Raw genomic sequence first — 24,936 nt, 5'->3', positions numbered from 1 at the left:
CGCCTTCTCACGAGGGGCACTTGAGCCCCTCGGACCCCACCAGTACGACTATTTCGGCGGTCCTCGAAACGCCCCTGTCACGGTCCTAGGGTCGACCCACCCTTCGTGATCTTGTGAGGCGCGATACGCGTCCTCGCCGAGCCCTCGGGAGCGCGATGCCCCACAGTTCCTCACAGCAGCCACCGTCACCCGACGTGCCCGAGGGCTCCGGACTGCTCCTGAGCGGCGCCCGGCTCCCCGACGGCAGGACCGTGGACGTGCGGCTCGGCAACGGGCGCATCGAGGCGGTCGGCACGGCCGGCAGCCTCACCGCGCACGGCTCGCGCCTGGACCTCACCGGCTGCCTGCTGCTCCCTGCCCCCGTCGAGCCGCACGCGCACGCGGACACGGCCCTCTCGGCCGACTGTGAGGGCCCTGTCCCGTACGACCCCGAGGACGTCCAGCGCCGGGCCACCGAGAGCGCCCTGCTGCAGCTCGGCCACGGGGCCACCGCCCTGCGCTCCCATGTGCGGATCGGCGACATGGAGGGGCTCGGTTCGATGGAGGCGGTGCTCCAGGCGCGGCGTTCGCTGGTGGGGCTCGCGGATCTGCGAACGGTGGCGATGCCCCGGCTGCTGACCGGGCTCGCCGGGGCCGACGGGCTCGCCATGTTGCGGGACGCCGTCAAAATGGGCGCCTCCGTAGTAGGCGGTTGCCCCGACCTGGACCCCGATCCAACGGGCTACGTAGAGGCGGTTCTTGAAGTCGCCGCCGAACACGGGTGCCCGGTCGACCTGCACACGGACGGGGCCGATCCGGCGCGGCTAGGGCGGCTCGCGGCGGCGGTCGGCGGGCTTCGTGCCGGCGTCACCGTCGGACCGCTGGGCGGGCTCTCCCGGCTGCCGGAGGAAGCGGCACGGCCCGCCGTGGACCGGCTCGCGGCGGCCGGGGTGACGGTGACGTGCCTGCCGCAGGGAGGGTGCGCGGGGGTGGACGAGCGGGCCGTCGCGCCGGTGCGGCTGCTGCGGGCGGCCGGGGTTCCGATCGCGGCGGGGAGCGGGGCGCTGCGCGACGTGTCGAACCCTGTGGGTCGCGGCGACCCTCTGGAGGCCGCCTACTTGTTGGCATCGCGCTACGGGATGCGCCCGGAGGACGCCTACGAAGCGGTGAGTTCGACGGCCAGGGCGGCGCTCGGCCTGCCGGAGGTGCGCGTGGAGGCGGGGTTTCCCGCGGAGCTGCTCGCGGTGCGGGGCGACCGGCTCGCGGGCGTGCTCTCCCTCGCGTACAGCCGGATCGTCGTGCACCGGGGACGCGTCGTGGCGCGGACCAGCGCGGTGCGGGAGTACTGCGACTCGGCCGCCGCGGTCGCCCTCGATCTGCCGCGGCAGGGCCGGGCGGCCAAGTACGGCGGCGGGGGCCCCGCTTGAACACCCGTACGGGGCCGGGGCGCGCATGGTTGCACGGTGAACCTTCCGCCTCGGGCGTACCGTCGGAGACATGCGCATTGTCATCGCTGGGGGTCATGGTCAGATCGCACTGCGGCTCGAGCGGCTGCTCTCCGCGCGCGGAGACGAAGTAGCCGGAATCATCCGCAGGTCGGAGCAGGGTGACGCCCTGCGGTCCGCCGGTGCGGAACCCGTTCTGTGCGACCTGGAGTCGGTGTCCGTGGAGGAGGTCGCGGCGCATCTGCAGGGTGCGGACGCGGCCGTCTTCGCGGCGGGCGCGGGTCCGGGCAGCGACGCCGGCCGGAAGGACACCGTGGACCGGGACGCCGCCGTGCTGTTCGCGGATGCCGCGGAGCGGGCCAAGGTGCGCCGCTACATCGTGGTGTCGGCGATGGCGGCGGACGCCGCGCACCAGGGCGACGACGTCTTCGACGTCTACCTGCGGGCCAAGGGAGCGGCCGACGACGACGTACGGCGCCGAACCGGGCTCGACTGGACGATCCTGCGGCCGGGGCAGCTGACGAACGACGCGGGAACGGGGCTCGTCCGTCTGGAGGCCTCGACCGGGCGCGGGCCGGTGCCGCGCGACGATGTGGCGGCCGTCCTCGCGGATCTTGTGGACACGCCCGCCACGGCGGGGCTCACGCTGGAGCTGATCTCCGGTTCCACGCCGGTCACGGTGGCGGTGAAGTCGGTCGCGGGCAACTGAGTCGTCTGAGCCGTGGCGTACGCGGGAGGGCGGCTCGGGTGCGTGGCGTGTGCGTGTGCGCCTCGGGGAAGCGGCGCCGTACGTCTCGGGACAGCGGCACCGTATGCCTCGGACGGCGGCGCCGTATACCTCAGAGCAGCGGTGTCGTATGCCTCAGAGCAACGGACTTCAGAACAGCGGCATCTGGCCCGGCACGTGCGGGACCACGTACCCGTCGAGCGCGTCCTGGACGGCGCCGAGCTGGGCGGGGCGGCGTGAACCGGGGCAGGAGACCAGCTCTCCCGCGGCGCGGGTGCCGGGAGGGTCGTGGCGGGCGAAGCGGCCTGCCACGACCGCGATCTCGCGGCGGCATTCGGGGCAGTGTCGGCGGCGGGATGTGGTCGGCATGGGTTCAGTCTGCTTTGTGATCGTCGCGGGCACACGCTGAAACCCCCTCAGGAAGGGTCCTGAGGGGGTTTCTTGTACGGCGACGCGGCGTCAGATCCCCATGCACGGCACGGGCCAGCGGCGCATGCGGGGCGGCAGCGCCACCGCCCACCCGTCCACGATCAGCGCCAGCTCCTCCTCCGCCAGGTGGAGGGCCGCCTCATGGTGTGCGGGGGCGAGCGTGTCGAGCCGTGTGGCGTCGCTCAGCGCGTCGAAGGCGGCGAGCAGGTCGGGGTGGTCGAGCGTGAACCGCGCCGGGGCGGGGCGCTCCCGGCGGTCCATGACCGTGACGAATCCCGGGCCGCGACGGTGGTAGAGCATCCCGTAGGTGTGCTCGGCGCGCCAAGCCGTCAACTCGCTTGGTTCGTCGGGCTGTTGGGCCGGGGGTGGGAGGTGGTGCAGGGTGCGGAGGTTGTACGTAACACGGTTTACGGCGGCAGGTCCGTCATACGTAACACCTGCCGCGCCCTCAGGAGCCTCGTTTCCGTCATACGTATGACGCGGGACGGCGGCCGTCTCCCAGTGGGTACTCAGCCCCGCGGCCTGGCACTCGCGCAGGAACTGAACCGCCCGTGTGGCGGCGCGGCCGTCACCGTGCAGGAGCAGCGGCTCGGTCACGCGGACGCGGTTGCCGATGACGCGGTGCGGGGCGAGGGCGGGGAGCACGGTCATCCGGAGGCCGCCCGGACGGTGGGGCCGGAGGGTTCGTTCCCGATGCGGATCGGCGCGGCGCGGGTGGGCAGGGAGACGTAGGTTCCGGTGTCGCGGAAGAGGAGGCCGAACGTAACGGCCTGTGCGACCCACTCCCCCAGCTCTTCGGCCGGTACGTCGTGGCCTGCGGCGGCGAGTCTGCGCTGCAGGGCGGGTTCGCCGGCGCCCTCCTCCAGGATGCGCAGAGCGGCCGCCTCCCAGCCGTTGAACCAGTAGGTGCGGCGCGGCCAGCCCTCGCGGCGGTCCCGTACGAGGAGCGTGTTCTCGTCCTCGCCCGCCTGCTCCATGACGAGGGTCGACGTGGCGTGCTGCGCGCGCCATTGCGCCACGGCCCGCAGCAGTCGGCCCTCCGTGTCGCCACCGATGCCTGCGTCCTCGGTGTCGAACAGGTAGACCAGGTCGGCGAGTTCGGACTCCGGGAGCTCGTACACGTGCTGGTACATGTCGGCGGGGCGCCGCTTGCCGAAGCCCAGGGTGGGGTCGGTGAAGTGCGGGCTGAAGCGTTCCAGTTGGATACGGAAGGCGCCGCTCGGCGGCTGGAGGTGCACAAGGGCGGGCATCTGGTCGAGCACGCGCGCGTAGTCCCGCACGGTCTCGCCGGGGAACCCGTAGAGGTAGTTCCAGGTGCAGGTGATCTCGTGGTTGTCGAACTCGCGCAGCGTGCGGATGTTGCGGGCGCCGGCGACGCCCTTGTCCATCAGGTCGAGGACGCGGTTGCTGAGGCTTTCGATGCCGGGCTGGATCAGCACCACGCCGGCGGCGCCGAGTTGGGCGATCTGCTCCCGGTTGAGGTTGGACTTCACTTCGTAGTGGATCCGCAGGTCCCAGCCGCTGTCGGCGGCGAGCGGCAGGAAGTCCTTGAAGTACGCCATGTCGATGATGTTGTCGACGGTGACGATGTCGAGGATGCGGTGGCGGCGCACGAGGCGTTCGATCTCGCTCCACAGCCGCTCGCCGGGCTTGGCGCGAAACGCCATGGTGCTGCCGTTGAGGCCGCAGAAGGTGCAGTGATGCTTCTCGCCCCACCAGCAGCCGCGGGCGCCCTCGACGACCAGCTTGGGATACACGTGTTCGAGGACCGGCGATGCCTCGATCTCCGCCTGCCACTGGTCGTAATCGGGCGACAGTATGTGGGCCGGAGCCACGGTGCGTTGGGGTTCCGTGTTGGTCCGTGAGACGCCGCCGTCCCACCAGCAGAGGCCCGGAACGTCGTCGGGGGGCGTGCCCGCGTCCAGGTGGGCGAGAAGGGCCGGGAAGGCGTACTCCCCTTCGCCGCGCACGACATGGTCCACGTAGGGGTGGTTGCGGTGCAGGGCGTGGCCCATGGGGCCTTCGCAGTTACTGCCTCCGAAGACGACGGTCAGCTTCGGGTGACAGCGCTTGAGCTCCTTGGCGAGGGCGAGGGACGCCACGTTCTGCATGAACGTGCTCGTGAAACCGACGACATCGGGCTCGTGCGCCAGCACCTCGGTCGCGCAGCGCTCGATGTACGCGGCGGCATGGCGGCGCATCTCGAAGGCCGTGTCCAGGATGTCGGCGGGCACACCGCGCTCGCGCGCGTACGACCGCAGCTGTGCGGCGCCCCAGTCCTCGTCGTCGTAGAGGACTCCGGAGAACACCCAGTCGCCGATCCCGTGGAAGATCGAGTCGCTGCCGATCGCCTCGTAGTCGCTGGGGCCCAGACGGCCACCCGAACACTCGAGAAGCAGCTCCGCCCAGCGCAGCGAGCCGTGGAACTCGCACACCTCGTCGTCCGGGCGAACCTCGCGCAGCAGCTGGTGCAGCAGGCCCACCTGGAGGGAGGGCAGGTCGATCGCGTGCCAGGGCATGGTCACCAGCCCAACGCGCATACCGCCCCGCCTCTTCTTGCCGCCACAAGCCGGCTCACCCTATGGGCGTCCCATCCGTCACACAAGGGCGTTCGGGCGGGCTGCGTAGATCCCCACAGATCTGGGCAATGTGACGCAGATCACCGCATTTCGATTCCACCCGCAAGATCACCCCCAAACACGACGAAGCCCCCTCTGAACTGCATTTACGCAGTTCAGAGGGGGCTTCCCCCAAAGTGTGGCGGCGCCAGGATTCGAACCTGGGAAGGCTGAGCCGGCAGATTTACAGCGGACCGATTCCGACTCACCTGACCTGGGGATACAGCCTATTGGCGCTCCCTTGGGGGACACCTGGGGGAATCGGCCTCTCTGAGGGCTACTCCCCCAGAGCTCGAAGATGCTCGGCAAAGTCCTCCACGAGGCTCGTCAAAACGGCCTTCCCCTTCTCAGCTGTCGCGTACGACGGGAAACCGATGACGCCGGTTTCGGTGTACGCCTTCATGCCGTGAGTGAGGAGGAACGGGCGCTCGCCTCCGTCATGGTCCGCGGTCTCGTATCCCTCGCGTACGAGACTCGGCTCCGAGTGGAGCAGGATGGACGTCTCGATCTCCCCCGCGTGCATGTCGCCGTGAGCGTCGGACACGAGGCCGGCGCGATCGCGGGACCTGTTCCACTCGCGCCCCTGCGGGAAGAGCGTCATGCGCGCCTCAGTCAGGTTGGCTTCCTGGACGATGTTGGAGAGCACGTAGTTCCCGCCGTGGCCGTTGACGAGAACGAGTTTGCGGATGCCGGACGCTTCGAGCGACGCCGCGATGTCCGTAACCACCGAGTGGAGCGTACGCGCGCTGATGCTCACCGTTCCGGCCCACGTGCCGTGCTCGTGGCTGCACGCGATGGAGATGGGCGGGAGAGCGAGTACGGGGTACGCGTCGGCCAGCTCGCGGACGATGATGCACGCGATGGCCGTGTCCGTGACGAGCGGGAGGTAGGCCCCATGCTGCTCGTACGAGCCGATCGGGAGCACCGCTACTCGGGGTGCCTGTTCCTGGACGTCCGTAGTGGTGATCGTGGGAAGCAGGTTCACAACTCTCCTTCGGTCCTGTCAGCTCCCCCTCATAGTGCCCAAAGTTCGGTTGAGTTCGGCAACCTCTACCAGCTTGCTGAACTTCGTGAGGTGCGCCTGTAGCCGAGTGAGCTGGTCGAGGATTCGAGCCGAACCCGTGGCCTCAGCGATGCCCGCCGCCTCGGCCCCCGTGTTCACTGCCCCTTCGAGATCGCCAAGCTGTGCGTACGCCGTGGCCAACCGAGCGAGGCACAGACCGCGGTCTCGCTGTTGCTGCGTGGGCCACCGCGTCAAGCTCTCTTCGAGCGTCTTGACCGCCTCCTCTGGCTCGTTGAGCGCAATCGCGCAGTTGGCCGCCTCCATGTCGATGTACGAGGGCGAGACGTATCCGGCCAAGCCGTCGCTGTCGTCCGGCGGCTGAGCCGCCAGTTCGCGCGCCGCATCAAGAGAGCGCGCGCTTTCGTCTGAGTTGCCGAGCAGGGCGAACGAGTTGGCCTGAGCCCGGAGCGCCACCGCTCGAACCTGGTTCGGCAGCTTGGTCGCCTCCGCGAGTGCGGCCGTGGCGAGTCCCACGGCGTACCCAGGGCTTCCCGCCTCGCTCGCGATATTGCTGCGCCTCTGGGAGATATAGGAAGTCAGCGTGGGGTCGTTCAGCTCGCGGGCGTAGTCGAGGGCGCGGTTCGTCCACAGCATCGCCGACCGCGAGTCTCCTGTGTCCTGGTAGAGCCACCCCAGGAACTCGGAGTATCGGGCGCCCACGCGCAGGACATCGCTGCGCAGCGCCCCGAAGGTGTCCGAGCAAAGCTGCTCGATGAGCGGCACCTGCGCTTGTACTGGCGCAATGAGGAATCGGGGGCCGACGAGCGGTTCCCCTTGTGCGTGCTGGACGAATGTCGATCTCAGGTAGTCCAGGACCGCCGGAGACGCAGTGGGCGCGGGAGCATGGGGCATCGGGGATACCGGCAAGGAATCGAGTTGGGACGGCGCAGTCTCCAGGGCAAACCCGAGCGCCGCCCGGGTCTCCCGGTAGACCTCAGAGAACAGCGCCTGATACTCGGGCCCCGGATCGCGCCGACCGTTCTCGAACATCGAGATCTGTGTCTTCAGGCTGGACTGCGACGGCAACTCGGTGCCAAGCCGCTCTGCGGCCTCATACAGGGCGTCCATTAACTCGGTCTGCGACCACCCACGCGCCTTGCGAGCGGCCTGCAACTTGGTCTTCATCGCTTCCCCACTGTCAGGCGATGCCTTAGCACCATGATTGCCCAATCACGCACCTGACGTGGGGAGTTAACAGATAACAGCGACCGGGTGTTAACCCCTGTCCACTGTCAACAGGCGCGAAATCGGGCCTACTGGTTCCTGTCAGCGCGACCGGAACGATCGGCTTCAAGCCTCTCTACCCGGCCACGAAGATCCGAGAGCTGGGAGGTGACATGTTCGAGCTCCTGAAGGACATCGGTCATCGCGGCATCCGCGTCGACCGGCGCCTGGTTGGGGTCCCGAACGTAGGAACCGCGCCCAGTCGTCATCACGAGCCCTTCGTCTCGCAGGACATCGAGCGCCTTTTGAACGGTGGTCGGCGAGATGTTGAAGCGGTCGGCCAAGCCGCGCACGGTGCCGACCTTCTTGCCGACCTTGATGACGCCCTGCTGGATCTCGTTCCGCAGGGTCTCGGCTGCTTGCTCGTACGGCTGTCTGGGGTCGTCCTCAGCGATCGTCACGACATCGAGCGTACCCACTAGCACGACCTAGCACGTTCATGGCGCAGGACCCTTGCGCGATGTCACGTACTAGTACATGCTGTTACGTGTCAGCAGGGCCCGAGAAGGCTCTCGATTGGCGTGCACGACTCGTTTGACCTGCACAAACGCCCTGAGAGGTCCGTATTAGGCGGACTGCCTCGAAGGAAGCGATCGCAGTTTGAGAACTCAACAGAGGACATGAAAATGAGGCCTTGAGCCTTGTCCCCGCAACGGCCCGGGTGATGGCCGCCCGGCGGCCACTTCGTGGCAGGCGAACCTGTCCTGTCATGCGTGTCAGCTCTGGAGAAACGCCCGAGGGCTTTCCTTCATCACTGGAGGTCAGGCCTTGTGCGCCACCTGGCACGCGCCGCCCTGCTCGCGTCAGAGCAGTGACGATGACGCACCCGACCTTCCCGGCTCGGGGCCGGCACGCCGTGGCAACGACGTGCCGGTGAAAGCCGTGTCCCTTCGTTCGTGAGGGGGTCGGTGTGAACCGACGACATACCCCGGCGCCGCCGCCTTGGACCGATCGGCGGCGCCTGACTGAACCTCGGTCCATCCCATCTGGTCTCGCGGCCGTTGCTGCCGCGGCCGGTTGCCTGCCCCGTCCGTCCGGCCCGCACGCTGTGCGCCGGCCGTACGGACGGGGTGGAAGGGAGCCGGAGTTTCAACCCGAGGGAGTTCGCATGTGCCAGATGCCGTACCTGCAACAGCGCATCCTCGTTCGCGCCGCTCGGAACGAGGGCCACACCGCGACGTCGAAGAACGGCGACGCCCTGATGAGCCTGTACGCGGCCGATCTGGTCAGCGGCGGCAAGCTCACCCATTCCGGGCTCGTGCTCGCCCGCTCCTTGATGGAGCAGGACCCGACGCTGCGTTGACCGCACATCGCCCCGGCTGTCTGCCGTGAGGGCGCCGGATCGAATCCGGCCCGGGGCACCGCCGCCCTTTCGGTGGCTCGCCGCCTGTGCGCGGCCCAATCCCCCCTTCAACGGCGTGAGCCCCCGGAGTAGCCGCTCCGGGGGCTCTGTTCGGGCCGTTGCTACCTGCTAGGGAGACCACGACCCATGAAGCTCATCGTTCCTGCTCACAGCCTCGTTACCGCCGCCCTGACGGACATTGAGCCGTCGGATGCGGAGCTGGACGCCATCGAGCACGAGGCGCCGCTCATCTCCGCGGAGGTTGAGCTGCTCGACGTACAGATCGCCCTCCTTGACCAGCCAGTGACCGCGTTCGACGAGCGCCGGCTGCGGAGGGCCCGCCGCAAGGTGCTGAACGCGCGTGCCGAGGTCGCCAACCGCCGCGCCGCGGTGCGAGAGGGCGATGCCGCATGATCCGCATCGTCACCGCCAAGCGGCTCGCCCGGCTCGAAGCCGACACTCACGCCGCGTTCGAGCGGGCCCGGCAGGCGACGGAGGCCGCGAACACGGCGGCCACCCGGCACATGGAGGTGCTGGCCGCCGCTAACGGCCGCGCGGAGCGCGCCGAAGAGAGTAAGGAAGCGGTCGGCGAGATGTTCGCCGGCGCCGTGGCCGAACTGAGCGCCGCGCAGGAAGAGCTGCTGTTGCAGCGCATCGAGCTGCGCCGCCTTGGCGAGGAACTTGCCGAGGCGCGCGAACCGGGCCGCTACCTGTACCTGCTGCGGCACTACGGCGAACCCTGGATGATCTACAGCTCGCAGCAGGACGCCTTCGCCGACACCGCCACCCACGGCGTGCCCGCGAACCGGGTGTGGGTGCGTGCTGGTGAACAGCTTCCCTCCGAGTCCGAGTGGCGGCTGTCGCCGTTCACGTACGACGCCGGATCGAACGCGTTCCGCGGTGAGTTCGTACCCGTTCCGCGGTCACTCGGGGAGGCGGCATGAACGCTGTTCATCTCCGTTCAGCAGAGAAAGCACTGTCCGTCGGAACGTGGCTGATCGTGTCCGGGGCGATGCTCTACTCCGTGCTCACGGTCACGCCGCTGATGGCCAAGCACACCGCCCCCGAGTGGGCGTGGACCGCGCCGATTCTGCCGCTCGTCGTCGACGCCGCGGTCGTCATCGTGGTCAAGCTCGATGACGTGCTGGCCCGCCTCGGAGGGCACGGCGGACGCTGGCCCGTCGTGCTGCGCTGGATGACCGGGCTGATGACGCTGGCGCTCAACACCGCCGACTCCGCGCTGAAGAACGACCTGGTCGGCATGGCTGTCCACTCCGTTTCCCCGCTGCTGCTCATCGTCACGGCGGAGACCGGACTGGCCTACCGTCGCGCCATCGCCAAAGCCGTAGCCGCACTGGACGCTCAGCGGAAAGCCGAGCGGGAAGAGCGCGAGGAGGCGGCCCGCGAGCGTGCCGAGCGAGCCCGTGCCGAGGCCCGCGAGGAGCGCGAGCACGCCGCCGCTCTGGCGCGTGAACAGCGTGAGCACGAAGCGAGCTTGGTGCGTGAACAGGCCGAGCGGGAGGAGCGTCAGCGGCGCGAGGAGCGCGAAGCCCGCGAGCGGGCCGAGGCTGCCGAGCGAGAGGTTCGTGAACGCCGTGAACGCGAGCGTGAACAGCGTGAACACGAGCGGCTGACGCGTGAACGCCAGGCCCGCGAGCGGGCCGAAGCGGAGCAGCGCGAGCGCCGTGCGGCGGCCGAGCGTGAACGCCGTGAACGCGACGAGCAGGCGGCCCGTGAACGCTCCGCACTGCTCGATCGCGGCCCGGCCGCGGGCAAGCTGCCCGAGGACGAGGCGCGCCGGATCGTGGCCGCCGCGTGCGAAAGCGGGCTGTCCGTGCGGCAGGCCGCGGAGCTGTGCGGCTGGTCGGTGGGGTGGGTTTCCCACCGCTACGGCGAACACCGCGGCCCCGACGCCGGCCAGCTGGCGATTGCGAGCGGCTGATGCCCACCGCCTACAGCAAGTGCTACGACCCCACGGGCGCCCGGTACGGGATACCGACCTACCCGTGGAAGTACGCGCCGCCCGGTCTGGCCACCCGCCGACAGCTCCGCGCCAAGGGGCTGCGGCCGGGCGGCCAGGAGGTCTGCGCGCAGTTGATGATGCGCCACCGCGGCCGCAAGTCCGGCGCGATGGTCGCCTACCTCTACCGCGAGGACCAGGCACTACCGGTACGGCCGATGACCTCCCGGAAGTGGGGCGCGCTCGCGCTGGCGATGCTCGCCCGCCGCACCTGCCCCATCTGCTCCGTGACCTACAGCTACTGCCTGCCGACCTCGCTCGGCATGTGCCTGCTGTGCCACGACTCTCCCCAAGAACAGCGCGTCGCCTGAAATCCCCTACCTGAGCTGGGAGTTTCGCTGTGACTTCCCGTACCTCCTCCCGTGCGCGCGCCGCGAAGGTGCCCGCCGGGGCCACCGTCATCAAGATGCCGCGCCAACGCCGTTCCGGCCGGCGCGCTCAGCCGTTCGTCGTGGTCGTGCCCGAACACCCCTCGCTCACCCGCCGGTTGACCGAGTGGCTCTTCCTGGCGCTGTGGGACCACCGCCGCGCGCTCGCCCCGTCCGTGCTCGCGCTGGCCGCGTTCCCGTTCACCGCGCTCCTGCACGCGCTGGCCTGGTGGTCCGGGCTGCTGCTCGCCCCCGCCGCGGCGGCCCCGCTGGTGTGGCTGCTCGTCATGCAGCGCCGCCGCCCCGCCTCCGCCCGCGCAGTGCTCGGCTGGCGGATCGGGCTCGCCCTGCTCGGCACCACCGCGGTCGCGTGGGCGTCGCTCGCCGCCGCGTTCGGGCCGTTGGCAGGTCCGCTGCCGCTGCTGTGGCTGCTCATCACGGCCGCCGCGCAGACCACGTGGCTGATCGTCCGCCACAACCGCTGACCTGAGGAGCAATCGTCATGAGCACCCCTCCGCGCACGTCGCCGCGTCGTCCGGCCGCCGCCAACGGGTCCGCCAAGTCCAACAAGTTCGCCAACGCCGGGGCCGCCGCGGGCGGCTTCGTCGGCGCGATGGGCGGCTCGTTCGCCCCGCCCATCAACATCAACGTCAGCAAGACCACCAACAACGGCACCGCCGGAGGCCGCGCCGGCGGCAACCGCCCGCACTCGCAAGCGCTGCTGCCCTCTCCGGAGTTCACCTCCCCGGCGCAGGTGCGCAACTACTGCAACCACCTGCGGGCGGTGTGCGTGTCGCTGTCCATCGAGGTCGCCATGGGCGCCGAAATCCTCAAGGGCGTGCTCTCCACCGTGCCCGACCCTGAGGGCCGGATGGGCGGCTCGCGCATTCGCGCCGCCCGGGTCTCGCGCAAGCTCAGGAAGTCCGCGGACGCGGCCCGGGACGCGGCGAAGAACGCCGCCGCCACCTACGCCCTGTTCCAGCAGCAGTACGAGGAAGAGATCAACCGCGTGCGCCACCGTGCCCGCCGCCCGCAGGGGCCGCGCATGGACTGGGCCCAGCAGTAAAGGGAGGCAAGACACCATGGTTGAGCGCGATGCGCAGCAGCAGCTCGCCGAGCTGCTGGACGCCCGCCTGCAAGGCGGCTCCGACACCGGCGGGGTCGGCAAGTACCTACTCCACCGGGCCAAGCCCCACCTTCCGCCCTGGCTCGGCATGGGCGGGATCGGTCTGGCCGGCCTGCTCGGTCACCTCAAGTGGGCCGACAGCGTGCCCGCCGCCACCGGCCTCACCCTCACATCGGTGGCCATCACCGGCGGCGCCTACCTGATCGGGAAGACAACCAGCAAACAGCGCCGCATCCACTCCGCCATCACCACCGCGCTCGGCGCCGGATGGCTGACCGCCGCCTGCCTCGCCGGCCCGTCCGCCGGGCCGCTGGACGACCTGTATCTGATGGGCGGCCCGGCGGTCGCCGTGTCATGGAACGTGCGCCAGTTCATGCGGCACAACCCCGACAACAACGGCGAGGGCTCGGACGCCGGCCTGCTGGAGAAAATCGGTCTCGCCAGGGCAAAGATCGGGGCGGCGAAGGTGGAGGCCAACCGGGTCTCCGCCCCGCTCGCCCTGTCCCCTGGTGAGCAGACCAACGAGGACGTCACCAAGGCGCTCGGTCGCCTCGCCTCCGCGCTCGACCTGCCCACCAGCGCGACCCGCTACGTCCCCAGCCCGGACTCCGCGCGCCGCGGGGAACTGGTCATCGTCCCCGAGGACATGCTCGCCGAGACCGTCCAGTGGGTCGGGCCGTCATCGTTGGGCGGCTCGATCGCCGATCCACTGGTCATCGGCCGCTACGACGACGGCGCCCCGCTCATGGTGTGGCTGCCGGGCGACCCGGAGGCGGGCCGCAACAGCACGCACGTGCTCGTGGCCGGGCAGTCCGGTTCCGGCAAGGGCGATGCTGCGCTGAACCTGCTGACCGAGATCGTCTCGCGGCGGGACGTCGTCGTGTGGATGTCGGACCCGAAGATGTTCCAGGACTTCGGCGCGCTGCGGCCCGCCCTCGACTGGTCTGTCGAGGGCGGCACCGGCACCGAAATCATGGTCAAGGCCGTCGAAACCGCGATCCCGATGCGCACCAAGTGGCTGGGCCAGCACGGCTATCGACAGTGGTCACAGGCCGCCGCCGACGTCCAGAACGACCCCGCCCACACCTGCCGCGACGATGGTCGGGCGTGCGGCTGCCCCGGCATGCCGTTCCTCGTCACATGGATGGAGGAGGCCGCCAACACCCTGCGCGCGCTCGGGGATGACGCGTTCACCGGGATCGCGCAGGAGGCCCGCTCCGCGGGCATCTCCCTCGTCGTCTCGCTGCAGCGTCCCTCCTACGACCAGATGTCGACGAGCACGCGGGCCTCGCTGCCCTCGGTCGTCGCGCTGGGCTGTGACCCGCGCGACGAGGGATTCTCGCTGCCGGATGCGGTCATCGACCAGGGCGCCCACCCCGGCGCCTGGGGCAACCGCCGCCCCGGCTACTGCTACGTCGTCTCACCCGGCATCGACGAGGGCCGTTACCCCTCGCCGGGCCGCACGCAGCAGTTCACCGTGCGGGCCGTGCCGGTCATGGAGCAGCTCGCCGCGTGGGCGCAGGCCAACGGGGCGAACGCCGATGCGCACACGGCCAAGGCCGCTACCGCGGTGGCCGGCGCGCACTACACCGGCCGCCCCGGCGCCGACGACGAGACCGGGGCCCGCGCGGGCGGGCAGGGCCGTCACGCGGCGCCGTACGAGGTGGAGGAGGACGACATGGACGACAACCTCTACGAGCTGCTCGTCGACCCCGAGGACGCCGACATCGACCCCGAGCAGGAGCTGCCCGACGCCGAACCGGGCGACGACGAGCCGATGTTCGGTGCCGAGACCGGGCGCAAGCCGTCCCCGGAGGAGGCCCGCCGCCTGTTCGCCGCCGCGCTCGCGGAGTTCGAGGCACAGGGACAGATGATCGTGGGTCCGGTCGACTTCACCGACTGGTGCGACCGCAACCACCTCTCCCGCTCGTGGGTGTCCCTGCGCCTCAAGGACGCCGCCATGGAGGGCCGGTTGGAGATGACGAACACCACCGGCCGGTGGCGCATCGTCCCCCACCCCGAGCCCACCCTCGCCGCGGCCTAACACCCCTAACGGCCCGTAACGCGTTACGGGCCCCTAACACCCAAACCCCTAGGCACGCGCAGCGTTACGCCCCCTAACAGTGGCGGCCTGACGCTGCGTAACGCCTGCCCGTAACACCTGACGCCGCGCACCCGCGCCCACGTACGCGCGGGTGCGCGGCCCGTCCACGGGAGCCCGTATGACCCACCCCGAGCGGCCCACCGCCGCCCTGGAAGTCCACCGCCCGATCCTCCTCGCGCCCACGCACCCGGCCCCCGCGCCGGCCGTACAGCAGTCGTCCGCGGTGCAGTCGGTCGTGCTGCCCGACGGGCGCGTCGTCACCGGCTACAGCATCGCCCCCGCCCCGGCGCCCATACCCGCGGCGCCGGCGGCGCGGCCGATCTCGCGTACCGCGGTGAACATCGCGCTCACCGGCGTCGGGTTCGCCGGCGTGTGCGGCGGGCTCGCACTCGCCGCCACCTTCATCGCCGCGCTCGCCGCCCTCGTCCACCAACTGATGATCCTGGCCGCGGTCATCTTCGGCGGCTCCATCGCCGCCATGGTCTTCGGCCCATCCCGCGGCGGTGGCGGCGGCACGGTCGTCAACATCCGCAAAGCCACGTTCAAGCGCAACCACTTCCACGGCTGAACAAGGAGGCCACATGACCACCACCGACCCTGTGCAGCTCGCGCGGGACGCTGCGGAATCGGTCCGCAGCTTCAACCACCGCACCTTCCCCACCCGCCAGAACCCCGGACTCGTCTCCGCGCCCACCGCCTACAGCGTGCTGGGCGCGTTCAAGGCGCTGGCCGACCGGCTGCCGCAGTCCTTCGAGCAGATCGCCCACGCCCTGAACACGCACCTCCAGGCCGGCCACATCGCCGCCGACTACGGCACGCCCGCCGAGCACGTCGCCGCCGCGGCCTCTGCGCTGCAGGAGGCCGAGGACCACGCGTACGCGCTCGCCGACGCACTTAGCCGCGCCTGGTCCGCGACCAACCCGCTCAGCCACACCGGCCCGCTCACCGACGCCGAAAGCGAGTAGCCCATGTCGTTCGGAGAGACCCCGATCACCGTCATCGGCAACCTGACCGCCGACCCCGAGCTGAAATTCACCGAAAGCGGCGCCGCCCTCGCGAAGTTCACCGTCGCCGCCACCCCGCGCACCTTCGACCGCGAGTCGGGCCAGTGGAAGGACGGCAACGCGACGTTCTTCCGCTGCGCCGCTTGGCGCCAGCTCGCCGAGCACGCCGCGGACTCGCTGACCAAGGGCGCCCGTGTCGTCGCCCACGGGCGGATCCGCCAGCACGACTGGAAGACCGACCAGGGAGAGAACCGCTCGATGCTCGTCATGGAGGTCGACGAGATCGGCGCGAGCGTCCGCTTCACCACCGTCACTATCAACGCCAAGCGGCCCGCACAGTCCGCGCCCGCCGACAACGGCGCGTGGAACACCGACGCCCCCGCCGGTAAGTCGACCGGCGACGAGCCCCCGTTCTAGCTGCGCCAAGGGCGGCCCCACCGTCTCGCCAAAGCCGCGGGGCCGCCCTTGTCAGCCAGTACCCATCAGAGAACTGGAGGACATCCAGCATGACGCAACCTGCCTCCGAACCGCGAGGCTGCAACCTCGCTTTACTCTCCGCGGCCCTGGAACCCGTCGCCCACGACTGGCACGTGTTCCCCCTTCGCCCCGGAGAGAAGCGGCCCGCCGGGCACGCCGAACGGCTCTGCCCCGGCACCGGCCGCTGCTCGAACGGTCACCTCAAGCCCGAACAACGCGCCACCCTCGACCGCGACTTGATCGTGGCCGCGTGGACCGGGCATCCGTACAACATCGGGATCGCGACCGGCCCCTCTGGGCTCCTGGTCGTCGACCTCGACGTGTTGAAACCGGAAGAGCAAGAAGGAACGCCTGACGGCGTCCAAAGCCTGTTGGCGCTCTGCGAGCGCGCCGGCGAGACTCTTCCGGCTACCTACCAGGTGCGGACCCCCAGCGGCGGCCGGCACCTGTACTTCACCCAGCCCGACGGGGCCCGGCTGCACTCGAGTGCGGGCCGCCTGGGGCACCACATCGACACCCGCGGCTGGGGCGGCTACGTCGCCGCCCCCGGCAGCACCACCCCCCAGGGCGCCTACACCGTCACCGACGACCGCACCCCGGCGGTACTGCCGGAATGGCTGTGCAGCGCGCTCACTGAACGGCCACGCCAACAGAGCGACCAGACCATGGCGCACTCCGTGGAAAGCCGCAGCGGGTATACCGCGGCGGCGATGCGCGGCGAGGTGCACAACGTGGCCACCGCGGGGGACGGACAGCGCAACGCCGTCCTACTCCGGGCCGCCCGGGCGTTGGGGCGGCTGGTCGCATCAGGCGACCTCGGACGGGAGGAGGTCGAGGAGGCTCTTAGTAGGGCGGTGGCCGGCAACGCGACACAGTCGCAGCGCTACTACGACGACGTGATCGCACGGGGTCTGGACTGGTCGATCGCCCACAACCCGCAGCGGAGGACGGGCGCATGACCCATCCCGCCTCTACTAAGAGCCCCCAGACCACACCGACCGAACCCCACCTCGCCGACACCTCGCAGGTCACCCGGTCGGCTTTGCGGCCGAAGGACGACGCCGAAGGCGTCCTTTCAGCTCTTCCCTTCACCGCCCTCACCGAGCAGGAAGCCAGCCAGGTACCCGGCCCGCGGCCGATCGCGTGGCTGATCGTCCGCACGCCCTACCGACGCACCCCGACCGCCCGGTCGACGTGCACATGTGGACGCGATCTGAGCGCCCGCGGCCACGCCGACGTGCTCGCGCTCATCGACGACCACACCGCCCACCGCGCCGCCTGCCCGTTGCGCAACCCCCAGGAAGGACGGGCCGCCGCATGACGACCGACCAGACCCCCGCAGAGCCCACCATCGACGGCGCGACGCTACTCAACGACGTGGAGGCCTTCCACCGGCGCTTCAACGTCTTCCCCACCGAATCCGCCTACGTCGCCGTGGCGTTGTGGGACGCACACGCCCACCTGGTCGACTGCTTCGAGTCCACCCCGCGCATCGCCTTCCTCTCCCCGGAACCGGGCTCGGGGAAGTCCCGTGCACTGGAGATCGTGGAAACCCTCGTACCGAACCCGATGGCCGCGGTCGACGCGTCCGCCGCCGCCCTGTTCCGGGCGGTGTCGGGGGTCGAAGGACATCGGCCCACGATCCTGTTCGACGAGATCGACACCATCTTCGGCCCCAAGGCCGGAGAGAACGAGCAGCTCCGCGGGTTCATCAACGCAGGTCACCGACGCAACCGGCCGATGTTCCGCTGCGTGGGCGACGGCGCGAACCAGACCGTGCAGGCCTTCCACTCCTACACCGCCGTAGCCGTGGCTGGACTGGGTTACCTGCCCCCCACCATCCGCGATCGATCCGTCAACATCCGCATGCGACGCAGGGCCCGCAACGAGAAGATCGAGCCCTACCGCACCCGCATCCACGAGAAGGAAGGCTTCGCCCTCCGCGACCAACTCGCCGCATGGGCAGCACAGGTCTCCGAACGCGTCATGGAGGCCTGGCCGGAGATGCCCGAAGGCGTCACCGACCGACCCGCGGACGTATGGGAACCGCTGCTCGCCGTCGCCGACGCAGCCGGGGGCGAGTGGCCCAAGCGCGCCCGCGAAGCCTGCATCGAACTGGTCAAAGCCTCGCAGGCCAACGACAAGGCCAGCACCGGAATCCGGCTGCTGACCGACCTGCGCGACCACGTGATGGTCGGCGTCGACCGCCTGCCCACCATCGCCGTACTCGACCGGCTCAACGCCCTCGACGACGCCCCGTGGGCCGACCTCGACGGCAAGCCCCTCGACAACCGGCGCCTGTCCAAGATGCTCGCGCAGTACGTCACTGCCGAGGGAACCCCCATCGCGTCGCGGAACATCCGTACGGCCGGCGGGGTCCTCAAGGGCTACTACAGCGAAGACCTCGAAGACGCGTGGGCCCGTTACTGCCCGCCGCCTACCCCGTAGGTCCGCTACTGCCGCTACGTCCGCTACACCCCAGGTCAAAGACACATTTCCTGTAGCGGCATCCATCCGATGTAGCGGCTACGTTCCGACACCCTCGCGTAGCGCCGTAGCCGCTACATCCCACAGGTCCGCTACACAAACGCCCCCGCTGACCTGCGATGTAGCGGCGTAGCGGATGTAGCGGACTTCTGAGGACGGGGCCAAGAGCCCCGCTGTGACCACCGCGGCTAAAGGAGTCAATCGTGGCCCGCGCCGAAAAGCTCACGCTCGCTGAAGTCCTTACAGAGATCCAGATGAGCCGCGCCGCCTTCTACCGCATGCGCGCTCGCGGCCAAGCGCCCCGCATCCGCAAACTCCCCAACGGTCAAGTCCGCGTTACCCGCGCCGACCTGGACGCGTGGTGGGACAAGTGCGCCGCCTGACCCACTTACTCCCCCGGCCCGCCTCGTTCTTACGGGGCGGGCTCTTCCTTGCCCGGAGAATCATGTCCCTCACGTTCGACGTACGGATCTACTCCATCGAAATCCGACCCGACCGCCCCAAGCCCTTTCGCGTCCGGTGGCTCGTGGGTGCGCAAAAGCACTCCAAGAGCTACCAGTTGAAGGCTCAGGCCGACGGGCGACGTTCCGAGTTGATGACCGCGCTCAGGAAGGGGGAACAGTTCGACGAGGAGTCAGGGTTCCCCGCCTCTGAGCTGCGCGCGAAGAGCGGTTCGGTGACTTGGTACGAGCACAGTCGGGCCTACGTAGAGCGCCGATGGAAGGGGCTCCCCGCCAAATCGCGGCGTAACGACGCCGATTCGCTCGCCACGATCACGCCCGCCCTGGTGAAGAACACGGCCGGCCAACCGCACCCGAAAACCCTCCGCGCCGCTCTCTATGGCTGGGCTTACAACAAAGGCCGGTGGGACCAGGAACCTCCCGAGGACATCGCGGCGGCGCTGCGGTGGATCGAGAAGAACTCTCTGCCCGTCTCCGCGCTGGAGGACCCCGGCACGCTCCGTCTGGCGCTCGATGCCCTCTCCACGCTGATGGACGGCAAGTCCGCCGCCGCTCGTACGGCCCGCCGCAAACGAGCCTGCCTTAGCGACGTGCTCGGGCTCGCTGTCGAGCGTCGGTACTTCAGCATCCCCGTGAATCCGCTCGCCACGGTGAAGTGGACCCCGCCGAAATCCGTAGAGGAGGTGGACCCGGAGAGCGTGGCGAACCCGAAGCAGGTACGGAACTTGCTCGCAGGGGTTCGAGCGCAGGGAGACCGCGGGGCCCACTTGGAAGCGTTCTTCGGCTGTCTCTACTACGCCGCCATGCGGCCGGCCGAAGCCGTGGCCCTGAAGCGCAATCAATGCCACCTCCCGAAGCGCGGGTGGGGCACTCTGACGCTGCGCGGCGGAATCGTCCACGCAGGGCGCGACTGGACGGACACCGGAGACGCCCACCAGGTCCGTCACCTGAAGGCGAGAGCCGTGAAGGAAACCCGTGTGGTGCCCATCCCGCCGCACTTCGTGGCGATGCTGCGGTGGCACATCGAGCGGTACGGCGCCGCGCCCGACGGGCGCCTGTTCCGCACGAACCGGGGCGGTGTGATTCAAGACACAGGCTATGGCGAGGTCTGGGCAGCGACTCGCACGGAAGTACTGACCTCGGAGGAGGCAACGTCACCTCTCGCGCGGCGCCCGTACGACCTGCGCGCCGCGGGAGTCTCCTTCTGGCTCTACAGCGGAGTGGACCCGATGGAGGTGGCCCGTCGCGCCGGCCACTCGGTGGCAGTGCTGCTCAGGGTCTACGCGAAGGTTCTCGCTCGCGCTGCGGACCGGGCCAACCTCCAGATCGAGGCGGGCCTGCGGGAGTGGGACGGATAGGCGCCATCCCCCCGGGGGACACCTGGGGGACACACGCTGATCAGACCTGGGATACACCCGAGACAGGGTGAGACAAGTCACGCATTTCGACCACTCACCGAAGGTCACTGTTCGAGCAAAAAGAAGACCCCTCCGGACTACGTTTCCGCAGTTCGGAGGGGTCTTTCCCAAGTGTGGCGGCGCCAGGATTCGAACCTGGGAAGGCTGAGCCGGCAGATTTACAGTCTGCTCCCTTTGGCCGCTCGGGCACACCGCCTTGGGTTTGCTGCCCCGGGCCCCGCTTTGCGGCGGTGCTCGCTGGCAACGACGTAAACAATACCTGATGCACGGGGGTGCTTCGCCACCCGATTGATCGGCGGCCGGGCGCGGCACGGTGGCTAGGCTGCTCTTGGCGCGACTTCCCCGGCGCGCAACCAGAGCAGAACCCGGTCGTAACCCGACCAGTACCCGATCCACCCCCGATACAAGGAGCCACAGGACATGGCCGACTCCAGTTTCGACATCGTCTCGAAGGTCGAGCGGCAGGAGGTCGACAACGCCCTCAACCAGGCCGCCAAGGAGATCTCGCAGCGCTACGACTTCAAGAACGTGGGCGCCTCCATCTCCTGGTCCGGCGAGAAGATCCTGATGGAGGCGAACGGCGAGGAGCGGGTCAATGCCATCCTCGACATCTTCCAGACCAAGCTGGTCAAGCGCGGGATCTCGCTGAAGTCGCTGGACGCGGGCGAGCCGCAGCTCTCCGGCAAGGAATACAAGATCTTCGCCTCCATCGAGGAGGGCATCTCCCAGGAGAACGCCAAGAAGGTCGCGAAGACGATCCGCGACGAAGGCCCGAAGGGCGTCAAGGCGCAGGTGCAGGGCGAAGAGCTGCGCGTCAGCTCGAAGAGCCGTGACGACCTGCAGACCGTCCAGCAGTTGCTCAAGGGCAAGGACTTCGACTTCGCGCTGCAGTTCGTGAACTACCGGTAGGACTACTGCCTACAGGGATGCTTCGCGGCTCGCAGTGGCCTACGTAGCGCCCGTAAGCGCCTACGTAAGCGAAGGGGCGGCACCCGACGGGTGCCGCCCCTCCTTGCTGCCGGCTGCAGCTCAGCGGCGACTGCGCGAGTCGCCGAAGAAGATGCGGTAGGCGATCAGGAGGACGAGCGCGCCACCGATCGCGGCGATCCAGGTCGCGCCGTCGTAGAAGTCCGTGGATACGGGGCGGTCGAGCCAACGGGACGATATCCAGCCGCCGATGAAGGAACCCGCGACGCCGATGAGGGTCGTACCGATCAAGCCGCCCGGGTCCCGGCCGGGCAACAGGAACTTGGCGATGGCACCGGCCAGCAGTCCAAGGATGATCCAGCCGATGATGCCCATGCCGCGTTCTGCCCTTCAGTAGTGCTGTGGCGCGTACTGCCTTCTGCCTTGCTGCAGCGCCTTGTTGCGTCGTTCTTGACGGGTCGCCGAGTGCGTCGTCGCCCTGGCTCCCTGCTGCCCAGAAGGACGACAGGTAGGCATGATGTGGTTGCACGAGCCCTTTAGTGTGCGGCACATGACACAGCCGGGAACTCCCCTTCGCAGGGCGCTGGGTGTGCGGGACGCCGTGCTCGTCGGCCTCGGGTCGATGATCGGGGCGGGCGTCTTCGCGGCGCTCGGGCCCGCGGCGCGGGTGGCCGGTACAGGGGTGCTGTACGCGCTCGCGGTGGCGGCCGTGGTGGCCTACTGCAATGCGATGTCGTCGGCGCGGCTCGCGGCTGTGTATCCCGTGTCCGGAGGCACGTATGTGTACGGGCGGGAGCGGCTCGGTCCCTTCTGGGGGTATCTGGCGGGCTGGGCGTTCGTCGTCGGCAAGTCGGCCTCGTGCGCGGCGTGGCGCTGACCGTGGGGACGTACGTGTGGCCGGGGCAGGCACACGCGGTGGCGGTCGCGGCGGTCGTGGCGCTGACCGCCGTGAACTGCTTCGGGGTGCAGAAGTCGGCCTGGCTGACGCGGATCGTCGTCGCGGTCGTGCTCGGCGTCCTGGCGGCCGTCGTGGTGGCGTGTGCGGGGTCGGGGAGCGCCGAAGCCGGGCGGCTCGCTCCCGGGCTCTCCGAGGGCGTGAGCGGCGTGCTGAGCGGCGCCGGGCTGCTGTTCTTCGCGTTCGCCGGGTACGCGCGCGTGGCGACGCTCGGCGAGGAGGTGCGGGATCCGGCGCGGACCATTCCGCGGGCGATCCCCATGGCGCTCGGGATCACCCTGGTCGTGTACGCCGCCGTGGGCGCCGCCACCGTCGCCGTGCTCGGCGTGGACGGGCTCGCGCGGGCCTCGGCCCCGCTGGCCGACGCCGTACGGGCGGCCGGCGGCGACGGTCTCGTGCCGGTGGTGCGGGCGGGGGCGGCGGTGGCGGCGCTCGGGTCGCTGCTGGCGCTGATCCTGGGGGTGTCCCGGACGACGCTCGCGATGGCGCGGGACCGGCACCTGCCGGGCGCCCTGGCGGCCGTGCACCCGCGCTTCCAGGTGCCGCGGCGGGCCGAGCTCGCGGTCGGGGCCGTGGTGGCCGTCGTGGCGGCCTTCGGCGACGTGCGCGGGGCGATCGGGTTCTCGTCGTTCGGTGTGCTGGTGTACTACGCGATCGCCAATGCCTCGGCGTGGACGCTGAGTTCCGCGGTACGCGCGCGGGCACTGCCGGCGCTCGGGGCCGCGGGGTGCCTGGCACTGGCGTGCTCGCTGCCCGTGTCGTCCGTTGCGGCGGGGGCGGGTGTCATCGCCCTGGGGGTGCTCGCCTACGTGGTCCGGCTACGCGCGCGTGGTGCGCACGGCACCACAAGCGGCTCGGCCTAGCGCGCCGCGAACGGCTGGTCCGTGGGCACGATTTCGCGGCCGAGCGGCAGCAGCGAGAGCGGAATCATCTTGAAGTTGGCGATGCCGAACGGGATGCCGATGATCGTCACGCACAGGGCGACGCCCGTGACGATGTGCGCCAGGGCCAGCCACCAGCCCGCGAGGATCAGCCACAGCACGTTGCCGACGCAGGAGGGCGCGCCCGCGTCCCGGCGCTCGACCGTCGTGCGCCCGAAGGGCCACAGGGCGTAGACGCCGATCCTGAAGGAGGCGATCCCGAACGGGATCCCGATGATCGTGATGCACAGCAGGAGGCCGGCCAGAACGTAGCCGAGGAACAGCCAGAAGCCGCTCAGGATCAGCCATATGACGTTGAGGATTGTCTTCACTGTTGGCGACCTGCCATCTGCTCGAGCCGGGAAATACGGTCCGCCATCGGCGGGTGCGTGGAGAACATCTTCGACATTCCCTGCCCGGGGCGGAAGGGGTTGGCGATCATCATGTGGCTCGCCGTCTCGATACGCGGCTCGGGCGGCAGGGGCAGCTGCTTCGTGCCCGCCTCGAGCTTGCGCAGGGCGCTCGCCAGGGCCAGCGGGTCACCGGTCAGCTGGGCGCCCGAGGCATCGGCCTCGTACTCGCGGGAGCGGCTGATGGCGAGCTGGATCAGGGACGCCGCGAGCGGCCCCAGGATCATGATCAGGAGCATTCCGAAGATGCCGGGTCCGTCGTCGTCGTTCGAGCGGCCGACCGGGATCAGCCACGCGAAGTTGACCAGGAACATGATCACGGAGGCGAGGGCTCCGGCGACCGAGGAGATCAGGATGTCGCGGTTGTAGACGTGGCTCAGCTCGTGCCCGATGACACCGCGCAGCTCCCGCTCGTCCAGGAGGCGCAGGATTCCCTCGGTGCAGCACACTGCGGCGTTGCGCGGATTGCGGCCCGTCGCGAACGCGTTCGGCGCCTCCGTAGGAGAGATGTACAGGCGCGGCATGGGCTGACGCGCCTGCGTGGAGAGCTCGCGCACCATCCGGTACAGCGCGGGCGCCTCGAATTCGCTCACCGGGCGGGCCCGCATCGCGCGCAGGGCCAGCTTGTCGCTGTTCCAGTACGCGTATGCGTTCGTCCCCAGGGCGATGACGAGCCCGACGATGAGCCCCGTACGGCCGAAGAAGCTGCCGATGACGAGGATGAGGGCGGACAGGCCTCCGAGGAGTACGGCGGTCTTCAACCCGTTGTGCCGGCGGTGCACGGTACGTCCTCCTGATGGTGCGGCAGGGGAACCCACTGCTTGCTTGTCTGCTGCTTCCACTGGGTCTGGAGCCTGTGTGCGTTTCCACGTCCAGTGGACCCTCCCTGACTGGTCAACGCCAGACGAGGAGGACGAGTTCCCTTGTCCGCCCGGGACGGGCCCGTGCGGGCGTGTAGGCCGACCGGGTCAGCGCTGCTGCGGCAGCCCCGCCAGTTCCAGGGCCTGCGGGTCCGCCTCGATCTCGCTCGTGCAGTGCGCGCAGCGGGTGGCGACGCCGGGGATCTGGGTGTAGCAGCGCGGGCAGTCGCGCAGGGCCGCCTTGATGTCGACGGGCTTGCCGCGGTCCAGGCGCGCCTGGAGCTTCATCATCGGGACGACGATCAGGAAGTAGAGCACCGCGGCGGTGATCAGGAAGGCGATGATCGCGCTGACGAACTTGCCGTACGGGAAGTCCGTGCCCTCGACCGTGAAGTGCGCCTCACTGAAGTCGCCGGTCGACTTCGTGGCGACACCGATGAGCGGCGCGATGAACGCCGTGCTGAGTGCGGTGACCACAGCCGTGAACGCGGTTCCGACCGCGAGGCCGATGGCCATCGTGATGATGTTTCCGCGAAGGATGAAGTCCTTGAACCCGCTCAGCACGACGCCTG

At 69.6% G+C, this 24,936-nt stretch carries 28 protein-coding genes, 1 tRNA gene and 2 pseudogenes; 20 read left to right on the top strand and 11 right to left on the bottom strand.

Annotated features, from left to right (window positions below):
* Nucleotides 1-155: 155 nt before the first annotated feature.
* Nucleotides 156-1,406, top strand: coding sequence for an amidohydrolase family protein (locus tag OHA73_RS25680; protein ID WP_327656243.1), 1,251 nt, complete (start codon nucleotides 156-158; stop codon nucleotides 1,404-1,406).
* 70 nt (nucleotides 1,407-1,476) lie between these two features.
* Nucleotides 1,477-2,133 (top strand): SDR family oxidoreductase, encoded by a 657-nt coding sequence (locus OHA73_RS25675; RefSeq protein WP_327656242.1) that lies wholly within the window; start codon nucleotides 1,477-1,479, stop codon nucleotides 2,131-2,133.
* A gap of 168 nt (nucleotides 2,134-2,301) precedes the next feature.
* Here OHA73_RS25675 and OHA73_RS25670 read toward each other — a convergent pair whose 3' ends face one another.
* From OHA73_RS25670 to OHA73_RS25645, 6 genes are all read right to left on the bottom strand, one after another.
* On the bottom strand, nucleotides 2,302-2,520 hold the full coding sequence (locus tag OHA73_RS25670; RefSeq protein WP_266713014.1) for a hypothetical protein: 219 nt from the start codon (nucleotides 2,518-2,520) through the stop codon (nucleotides 2,302-2,304).
* Between the two features lie 90 nt (nucleotides 2,521-2,610).
* A complete protein-coding gene (locus OHA73_RS25665) occupies nucleotides 2,611-3,231 on the bottom strand; it encodes a DUF5825 family protein (RefSeq protein ID WP_327656241.1) in 621 nt (206 codons plus the stop codon).
* Nucleotides 3,228-5,099 (bottom strand): RiPP maturation radical SAM C-methyltransferase, encoded by a 1,872-nt coding sequence (locus tag OHA73_RS25660; RefSeq protein ID WP_327656240.1) that lies wholly within the window; start codon nucleotides 5,097-5,099, stop codon nucleotides 3,228-3,230. The genes OHA73_RS25665 and OHA73_RS25660 overlap by 4 nt, the downstream gene beginning before the upstream one ends.
* A 376-nt stretch (nucleotides 5,100-5,475) precedes the next feature.
* Nucleotides 5,476-6,183 carry a creatininase family protein gene (locus OHA73_RS25655; RefSeq protein ID WP_327656239.1) on the bottom strand — a complete coding sequence of 236 codons (708 nt, stop codon included), beginning with the start codon at nucleotides 6,181-6,183 and terminating at the stop codon, nucleotides 5,476-5,478.
* Between the two features lie 18 nt (nucleotides 6,184-6,201).
* Nucleotides 6,202-7,386: a helix-turn-helix transcriptional regulator gene (locus tag OHA73_RS25650; RefSeq protein ID WP_327656238.1), complete on the bottom strand. Its 1,185-nt coding sequence runs from the start codon at nucleotides 7,384-7,386 to the stop codon at nucleotides 6,202-6,204.
* A gap of 128 nt (nucleotides 7,387-7,514) precedes the next feature.
* Nucleotides 7,515-7,886 carry a GntR family transcriptional regulator gene (locus OHA73_RS25645; protein ID WP_327656237.1) on the bottom strand — a complete coding sequence of 124 codons (372 nt, stop codon included), beginning with the start codon at nucleotides 7,884-7,886 and terminating at the stop codon, nucleotides 7,515-7,517.
* Nucleotides 7,887-8,593: 707 nt separating this feature from the next.
* On the opposite strand from OHA73_RS25645, the gene OHA73_RS25640 reads away from it, so the two are divergent.
* The 16 genes and pseudogenes from OHA73_RS25640 to OHA73_RS25565 all read left to right on the top strand — a co-directional run bounded on the left by OHA73_RS25640 (nucleotide 8,594) and on the right by OHA73_RS25565 (nucleotide 20,232).
* A complete protein-coding gene (locus tag OHA73_RS25640) occupies nucleotides 8,594-8,788 on the top strand; it encodes a hypothetical protein (protein WP_327656236.1) in 195 nt (64 codons plus the stop codon).
* A gap of 186 nt (nucleotides 8,789-8,974) precedes the next feature.
* The gene (locus tag OHA73_RS25635; RefSeq protein ID WP_327656235.1) at nucleotides 8,975-9,241 is read left to right on the top strand and encodes a DUF6284 family protein; all 267 of its coding nucleotides are present in this window, start codon (nucleotides 8,975-8,977) and stop codon (nucleotides 9,239-9,241) included.
* Nucleotides 9,238-9,771 carry a hypothetical protein gene (locus tag OHA73_RS25630; protein WP_327656234.1) on the top strand — a complete coding sequence of 178 codons (534 nt, stop codon included), beginning with the start codon at nucleotides 9,238-9,240 and terminating at the stop codon, nucleotides 9,769-9,771. The genes OHA73_RS25635 and OHA73_RS25630 overlap by 4 nt, the downstream gene beginning before the upstream one ends.
* Nucleotides 9,768-10,769, top strand: coding sequence for a DUF2637 domain-containing protein (locus OHA73_RS25625; RefSeq protein WP_327656233.1), 1,002 nt, complete (start codon nucleotides 9,768-9,770; stop codon nucleotides 10,767-10,769). Before OHA73_RS25630 ends, OHA73_RS25625 begins: the two co-directional genes overlap by 4 nt.
* Complete coding sequence (locus OHA73_RS25620; protein ID WP_327656232.1) at nucleotides 10,769-11,158, top strand: RRQRL motif-containing zinc-binding protein; 390 nt, start codon at nucleotides 10,769-10,771, stop codon at nucleotides 11,156-11,158. Before OHA73_RS25625 ends, OHA73_RS25620 begins: the two co-directional genes overlap by 1 nt.
* A 29-nt stretch (nucleotides 11,159-11,187) precedes the next feature.
* Nucleotides 11,188-11,700 carry a hypothetical protein gene (locus OHA73_RS25615; RefSeq protein WP_327656231.1) on the top strand — a complete coding sequence of 171 codons (513 nt, stop codon included), beginning with the start codon at nucleotides 11,188-11,190 and terminating at the stop codon, nucleotides 11,698-11,700.
* 17 nt (nucleotides 11,701-11,717) lie between these two features.
* Nucleotides 11,718-12,281: a plasmid transfer protein TraA gene (gene traA, locus OHA73_RS25610; protein ID WP_327656230.1), complete on the top strand. Its 564-nt coding sequence runs from the start codon at nucleotides 11,718-11,720 to the stop codon at nucleotides 12,279-12,281.
* Nucleotides 12,282-12,297: 16 nt separating this feature from the next.
* Complete coding sequence (gene traB, locus OHA73_RS25605) at nucleotides 12,298-14,385, top strand: plasmid transfer protein TraB (RefSeq protein ID WP_327656229.1); 2,088 nt, start codon at nucleotides 12,298-12,300, stop codon at nucleotides 14,383-14,385.
* 178 nt (nucleotides 14,386-14,563) lie between these two features.
* On the top strand, nucleotides 14,564-15,013 hold the full coding sequence (locus tag OHA73_RS25600) for a hypothetical protein (protein WP_327656228.1): 450 nt from the start codon (nucleotides 14,564-14,566) through the stop codon (nucleotides 15,011-15,013).
* Nucleotides 15,014-15,026: 13 nt separating this feature from the next.
* Nucleotides 15,027-15,410 (top strand): hypothetical protein, encoded by a 384-nt coding sequence (locus OHA73_RS25595; RefSeq protein ID WP_327656227.1) that lies wholly within the window; start codon nucleotides 15,027-15,029, stop codon nucleotides 15,408-15,410.
* 3 nt (nucleotides 15,411-15,413) lie between these two features.
* Entirely contained in the window at nucleotides 15,414-15,866 is a 453-nt protein-coding gene (gene ssb, locus OHA73_RS25590) for a single-stranded DNA-binding protein (RefSeq protein WP_327656226.1), read from the top strand.
* A gap of 89 nt (nucleotides 15,867-15,955) precedes the next feature.
* Nucleotides 15,956-16,885 (top strand): bifunctional DNA primase/polymerase, encoded by a 930-nt coding sequence (locus OHA73_RS25585; protein WP_327656225.1) that lies wholly within the window; start codon nucleotides 15,956-15,958, stop codon nucleotides 16,883-16,885.
* Nucleotides 16,882-17,247 (top strand): hypothetical protein, encoded by a 366-nt coding sequence (locus OHA73_RS25580; protein WP_327656224.1) that lies wholly within the window; start codon nucleotides 16,882-16,884, stop codon nucleotides 17,245-17,247. The genes OHA73_RS25585 and OHA73_RS25580 overlap by 4 nt, the downstream gene beginning before the upstream one ends.
* Nucleotides 17,244-18,430: pseudogene (locus tag OHA73_RS25575) on the top strand (DUF3631 domain-containing protein). Before OHA73_RS25580 ends, OHA73_RS25575 begins: the two are co-directional and overlap by 4 nt.
* Nucleotides 18,431-18,616: 186 nt before the next feature.
* Nucleotides 18,617-18,796 (top strand): helix-turn-helix transcriptional regulator, encoded by a 180-nt coding sequence (locus tag OHA73_RS25570; RefSeq protein WP_327656222.1) that lies wholly within the window; start codon nucleotides 18,617-18,619, stop codon nucleotides 18,794-18,796.
* Nucleotides 18,797-18,858: 62 nt separating this feature from the next.
* Nucleotides 18,859-20,232 carry a tyrosine-type recombinase/integrase gene (locus tag OHA73_RS25565; protein WP_327656221.1) on the top strand — a complete coding sequence of 458 codons (1,374 nt, stop codon included), beginning with the start codon at nucleotides 18,859-18,861 and terminating at the stop codon, nucleotides 20,230-20,232.
* A gap of 174 nt (nucleotides 20,233-20,406) precedes the next feature.
* Here OHA73_RS25565 and OHA73_RS25560 read toward each other — a convergent pair.
* A tRNA-Tyr gene (locus tag OHA73_RS25560) sits at nucleotides 20,407-20,488 on the bottom strand.
* A gap of 224 nt (nucleotides 20,489-20,712) precedes the next feature.
* On the opposite strand from OHA73_RS25560, the gene OHA73_RS25555 reads away from it, so the two are divergent.
* Nucleotides 20,713-21,201, top strand: a complete 489-nt coding sequence (locus OHA73_RS25555) for a YajQ family cyclic di-GMP-binding protein (RefSeq protein ID WP_266712972.1) — start codon at nucleotides 20,713-20,715, stop codon at nucleotides 21,199-21,201.
* 120 nt (nucleotides 21,202-21,321) lie between these two features.
* Here OHA73_RS25555 and OHA73_RS25550 read toward each other — a convergent pair whose 3' ends face one another.
* Nucleotides 21,322-21,594 (bottom strand): GlsB/YeaQ/YmgE family stress response membrane protein, encoded by a 273-nt coding sequence (locus tag OHA73_RS25550; protein WP_266712970.1) that lies wholly within the window; start codon nucleotides 21,592-21,594, stop codon nucleotides 21,322-21,324.
* A 175-nt stretch (nucleotides 21,595-21,769) separates the two neighbouring features.
* On the opposite strand from OHA73_RS25550, the pseudogene OHA73_RS25545 reads away from it, so the two are divergent.
* Nucleotides 21,770-23,037, top strand: a pseudogene (locus tag OHA73_RS25545) (APC family permease).
* Here OHA73_RS25545 and OHA73_RS25540 read toward each other — a convergent pair.
* From OHA73_RS25540 to mscL, 3 genes are all read right to left on the bottom strand, one after another.
* The gene (locus OHA73_RS25540) at nucleotides 23,034-23,426 is read right to left on the bottom strand and encodes a YccF domain-containing protein (RefSeq protein ID WP_266712966.1); all 393 of its coding nucleotides are present in this window, start codon (nucleotides 23,424-23,426) and stop codon (nucleotides 23,034-23,036) included. The pseudogene OHA73_RS25545 and the gene OHA73_RS25540 sit on opposite strands and share 4 nt — an antisense overlap.
* Nucleotides 23,423-24,286 (bottom strand): zinc metalloprotease HtpX, encoded by an 864-nt coding sequence (gene htpX / locus OHA73_RS25535; protein WP_266712964.1) that lies wholly within the window; start codon nucleotides 24,284-24,286, stop codon nucleotides 23,423-23,425. Before htpX ends, OHA73_RS25540 begins: the two co-directional genes overlap by 4 nt.
* A gap of 186 nt (nucleotides 24,287-24,472) precedes the next feature.
* A complete protein-coding gene (mscL, locus tag OHA73_RS25530; RefSeq protein WP_266712962.1) occupies nucleotides 24,473-24,928 on the bottom strand; it encodes a large conductance mechanosensitive channel protein MscL in 456 nt (151 codons plus the stop codon).
* Between the last annotated feature and the right edge of the window lie 8 nt (nucleotides 24,929-24,936).

The organism is Streptomyces sp. NBC_00483, assembly GCF_036013745.1.
In the GTDB taxonomy this organism is placed as follows: domain Bacteria; phylum Actinomycetota; class Actinomycetes; order Streptomycetales; family Streptomycetaceae; genus Streptomyces.
The sequence above is the reverse complement of the archived record's forward strand: the minus strand, read 5'-3'. Positions and strand labels throughout refer to the sequence as shown.

Coding starts and splice junctions, on each gene's coding strand:
- OHA73_RS25630 (WP_327656234.1), top strand. CDS start 9,238: ATGATCCGCATCGTCACCGCCAAGCGGCTCGCCCGGCTCGAAGCCGAC.
- OHA73_RS25625 (WP_327656233.1), top strand. CDS start 9,768: ATGAACGCTGTTCATCTCCGTTCAGCAGAGAAAGCACTGTCCGTCGGA.
- OHA73_RS25675 (WP_327656242.1), top strand. CDS start 1,477: ATGCGCATTGTCATCGCTGGGGGTCATGGTCAGATCGCACTGCGGCTC.
- OHA73_RS25640 (WP_327656236.1), top strand. CDS start 8,594: ATGTGCCAGATGCCGTACCTGCAACAGCGCATCCTCGTTCGCGCCGCT.
- OHA73_RS25550 (WP_266712970.1), bottom strand. CDS start 21,594: ATGGGCATCATCGGCTGGATCATCCTTGGACTGCTGGCCGGTGCCATC.
- OHA73_RS25620 (WP_327656232.1), top strand. CDS start 10,769: ATGCCCACCGCCTACAGCAAGTGCTACGACCCCACGGGCGCCCGGTAC.
- OHA73_RS25595 (WP_327656227.1), top strand. CDS start 15,027: ATGACCACCACCGACCCTGTGCAGCTCGCGCGGGACGCTGCGGAATCG.
- OHA73_RS25555 (WP_266712972.1), top strand. CDS start 20,713: ATGGCCGACTCCAGTTTCGACATCGTCTCGAAGGTCGAGCGGCAGGAG.
- traA (WP_327656230.1), top strand. CDS start 11,718: ATGAGCACCCCTCCGCGCACGTCGCCGCGTCGTCCGGCCGCCGCCAAC.
- OHA73_RS25565 (WP_327656221.1), top strand. CDS start 18,859: ATGTCCCTCACGTTCGACGTACGGATCTACTCCATCGAAATCCGACCC.
- OHA73_RS25665 (WP_327656241.1), bottom strand. CDS start 3,231: ATGACCGTGCTCCCCGCCCTCGCCCCGCACCGCGTCATCGGCAACCGC.
- OHA73_RS25680 (WP_327656243.1), top strand. CDS start 156: ATGCCCCACAGTTCCTCACAGCAGCCACCGTCACCCGACGTGCCCGAG.
- traB (WP_327656229.1), top strand. CDS start 12,298: ATGGTTGAGCGCGATGCGCAGCAGCAGCTCGCCGAGCTGCTGGACGCC.
- OHA73_RS25600 (WP_327656228.1), top strand. CDS start 14,564: ATGACCCACCCCGAGCGGCCCACCGCCGCCCTGGAAGTCCACCGCCCG.
- OHA73_RS25635 (WP_327656235.1), top strand. CDS start 8,975: ATGAAGCTCATCGTTCCTGCTCACAGCCTCGTTACCGCCGCCCTGACG.
- OHA73_RS25585 (WP_327656225.1), top strand. CDS start 15,956: ATGACGCAACCTGCCTCCGAACCGCGAGGCTGCAACCTCGCTTTACTC.
- ssb (WP_327656226.1), top strand. CDS start 15,414: ATGTCGTTCGGAGAGACCCCGATCACCGTCATCGGCAACCTGACCGCC.
- OHA73_RS25650 (WP_327656238.1), bottom strand. CDS start 7,386: ATGAAGACCAAGTTGCAGGCCGCTCGCAAGGCGCGTGGGTGGTCGCAG.
- OHA73_RS25670 (WP_266713014.1), bottom strand. CDS start 2,520: ATGCCGACCACATCCCGCCGCCGACACTGCCCCGAATGCCGCCGCGAG.
- OHA73_RS25580 (WP_327656224.1), top strand. CDS start 16,882: ATGACCCATCCCGCCTCTACTAAGAGCCCCCAGACCACACCGACCGAA.
- OHA73_RS25660 (WP_327656240.1), bottom strand. CDS start 5,099: ATGCCCTGGCACGCGATCGACCTGCCCTCCCTCCAGGTGGGCCTGCTG.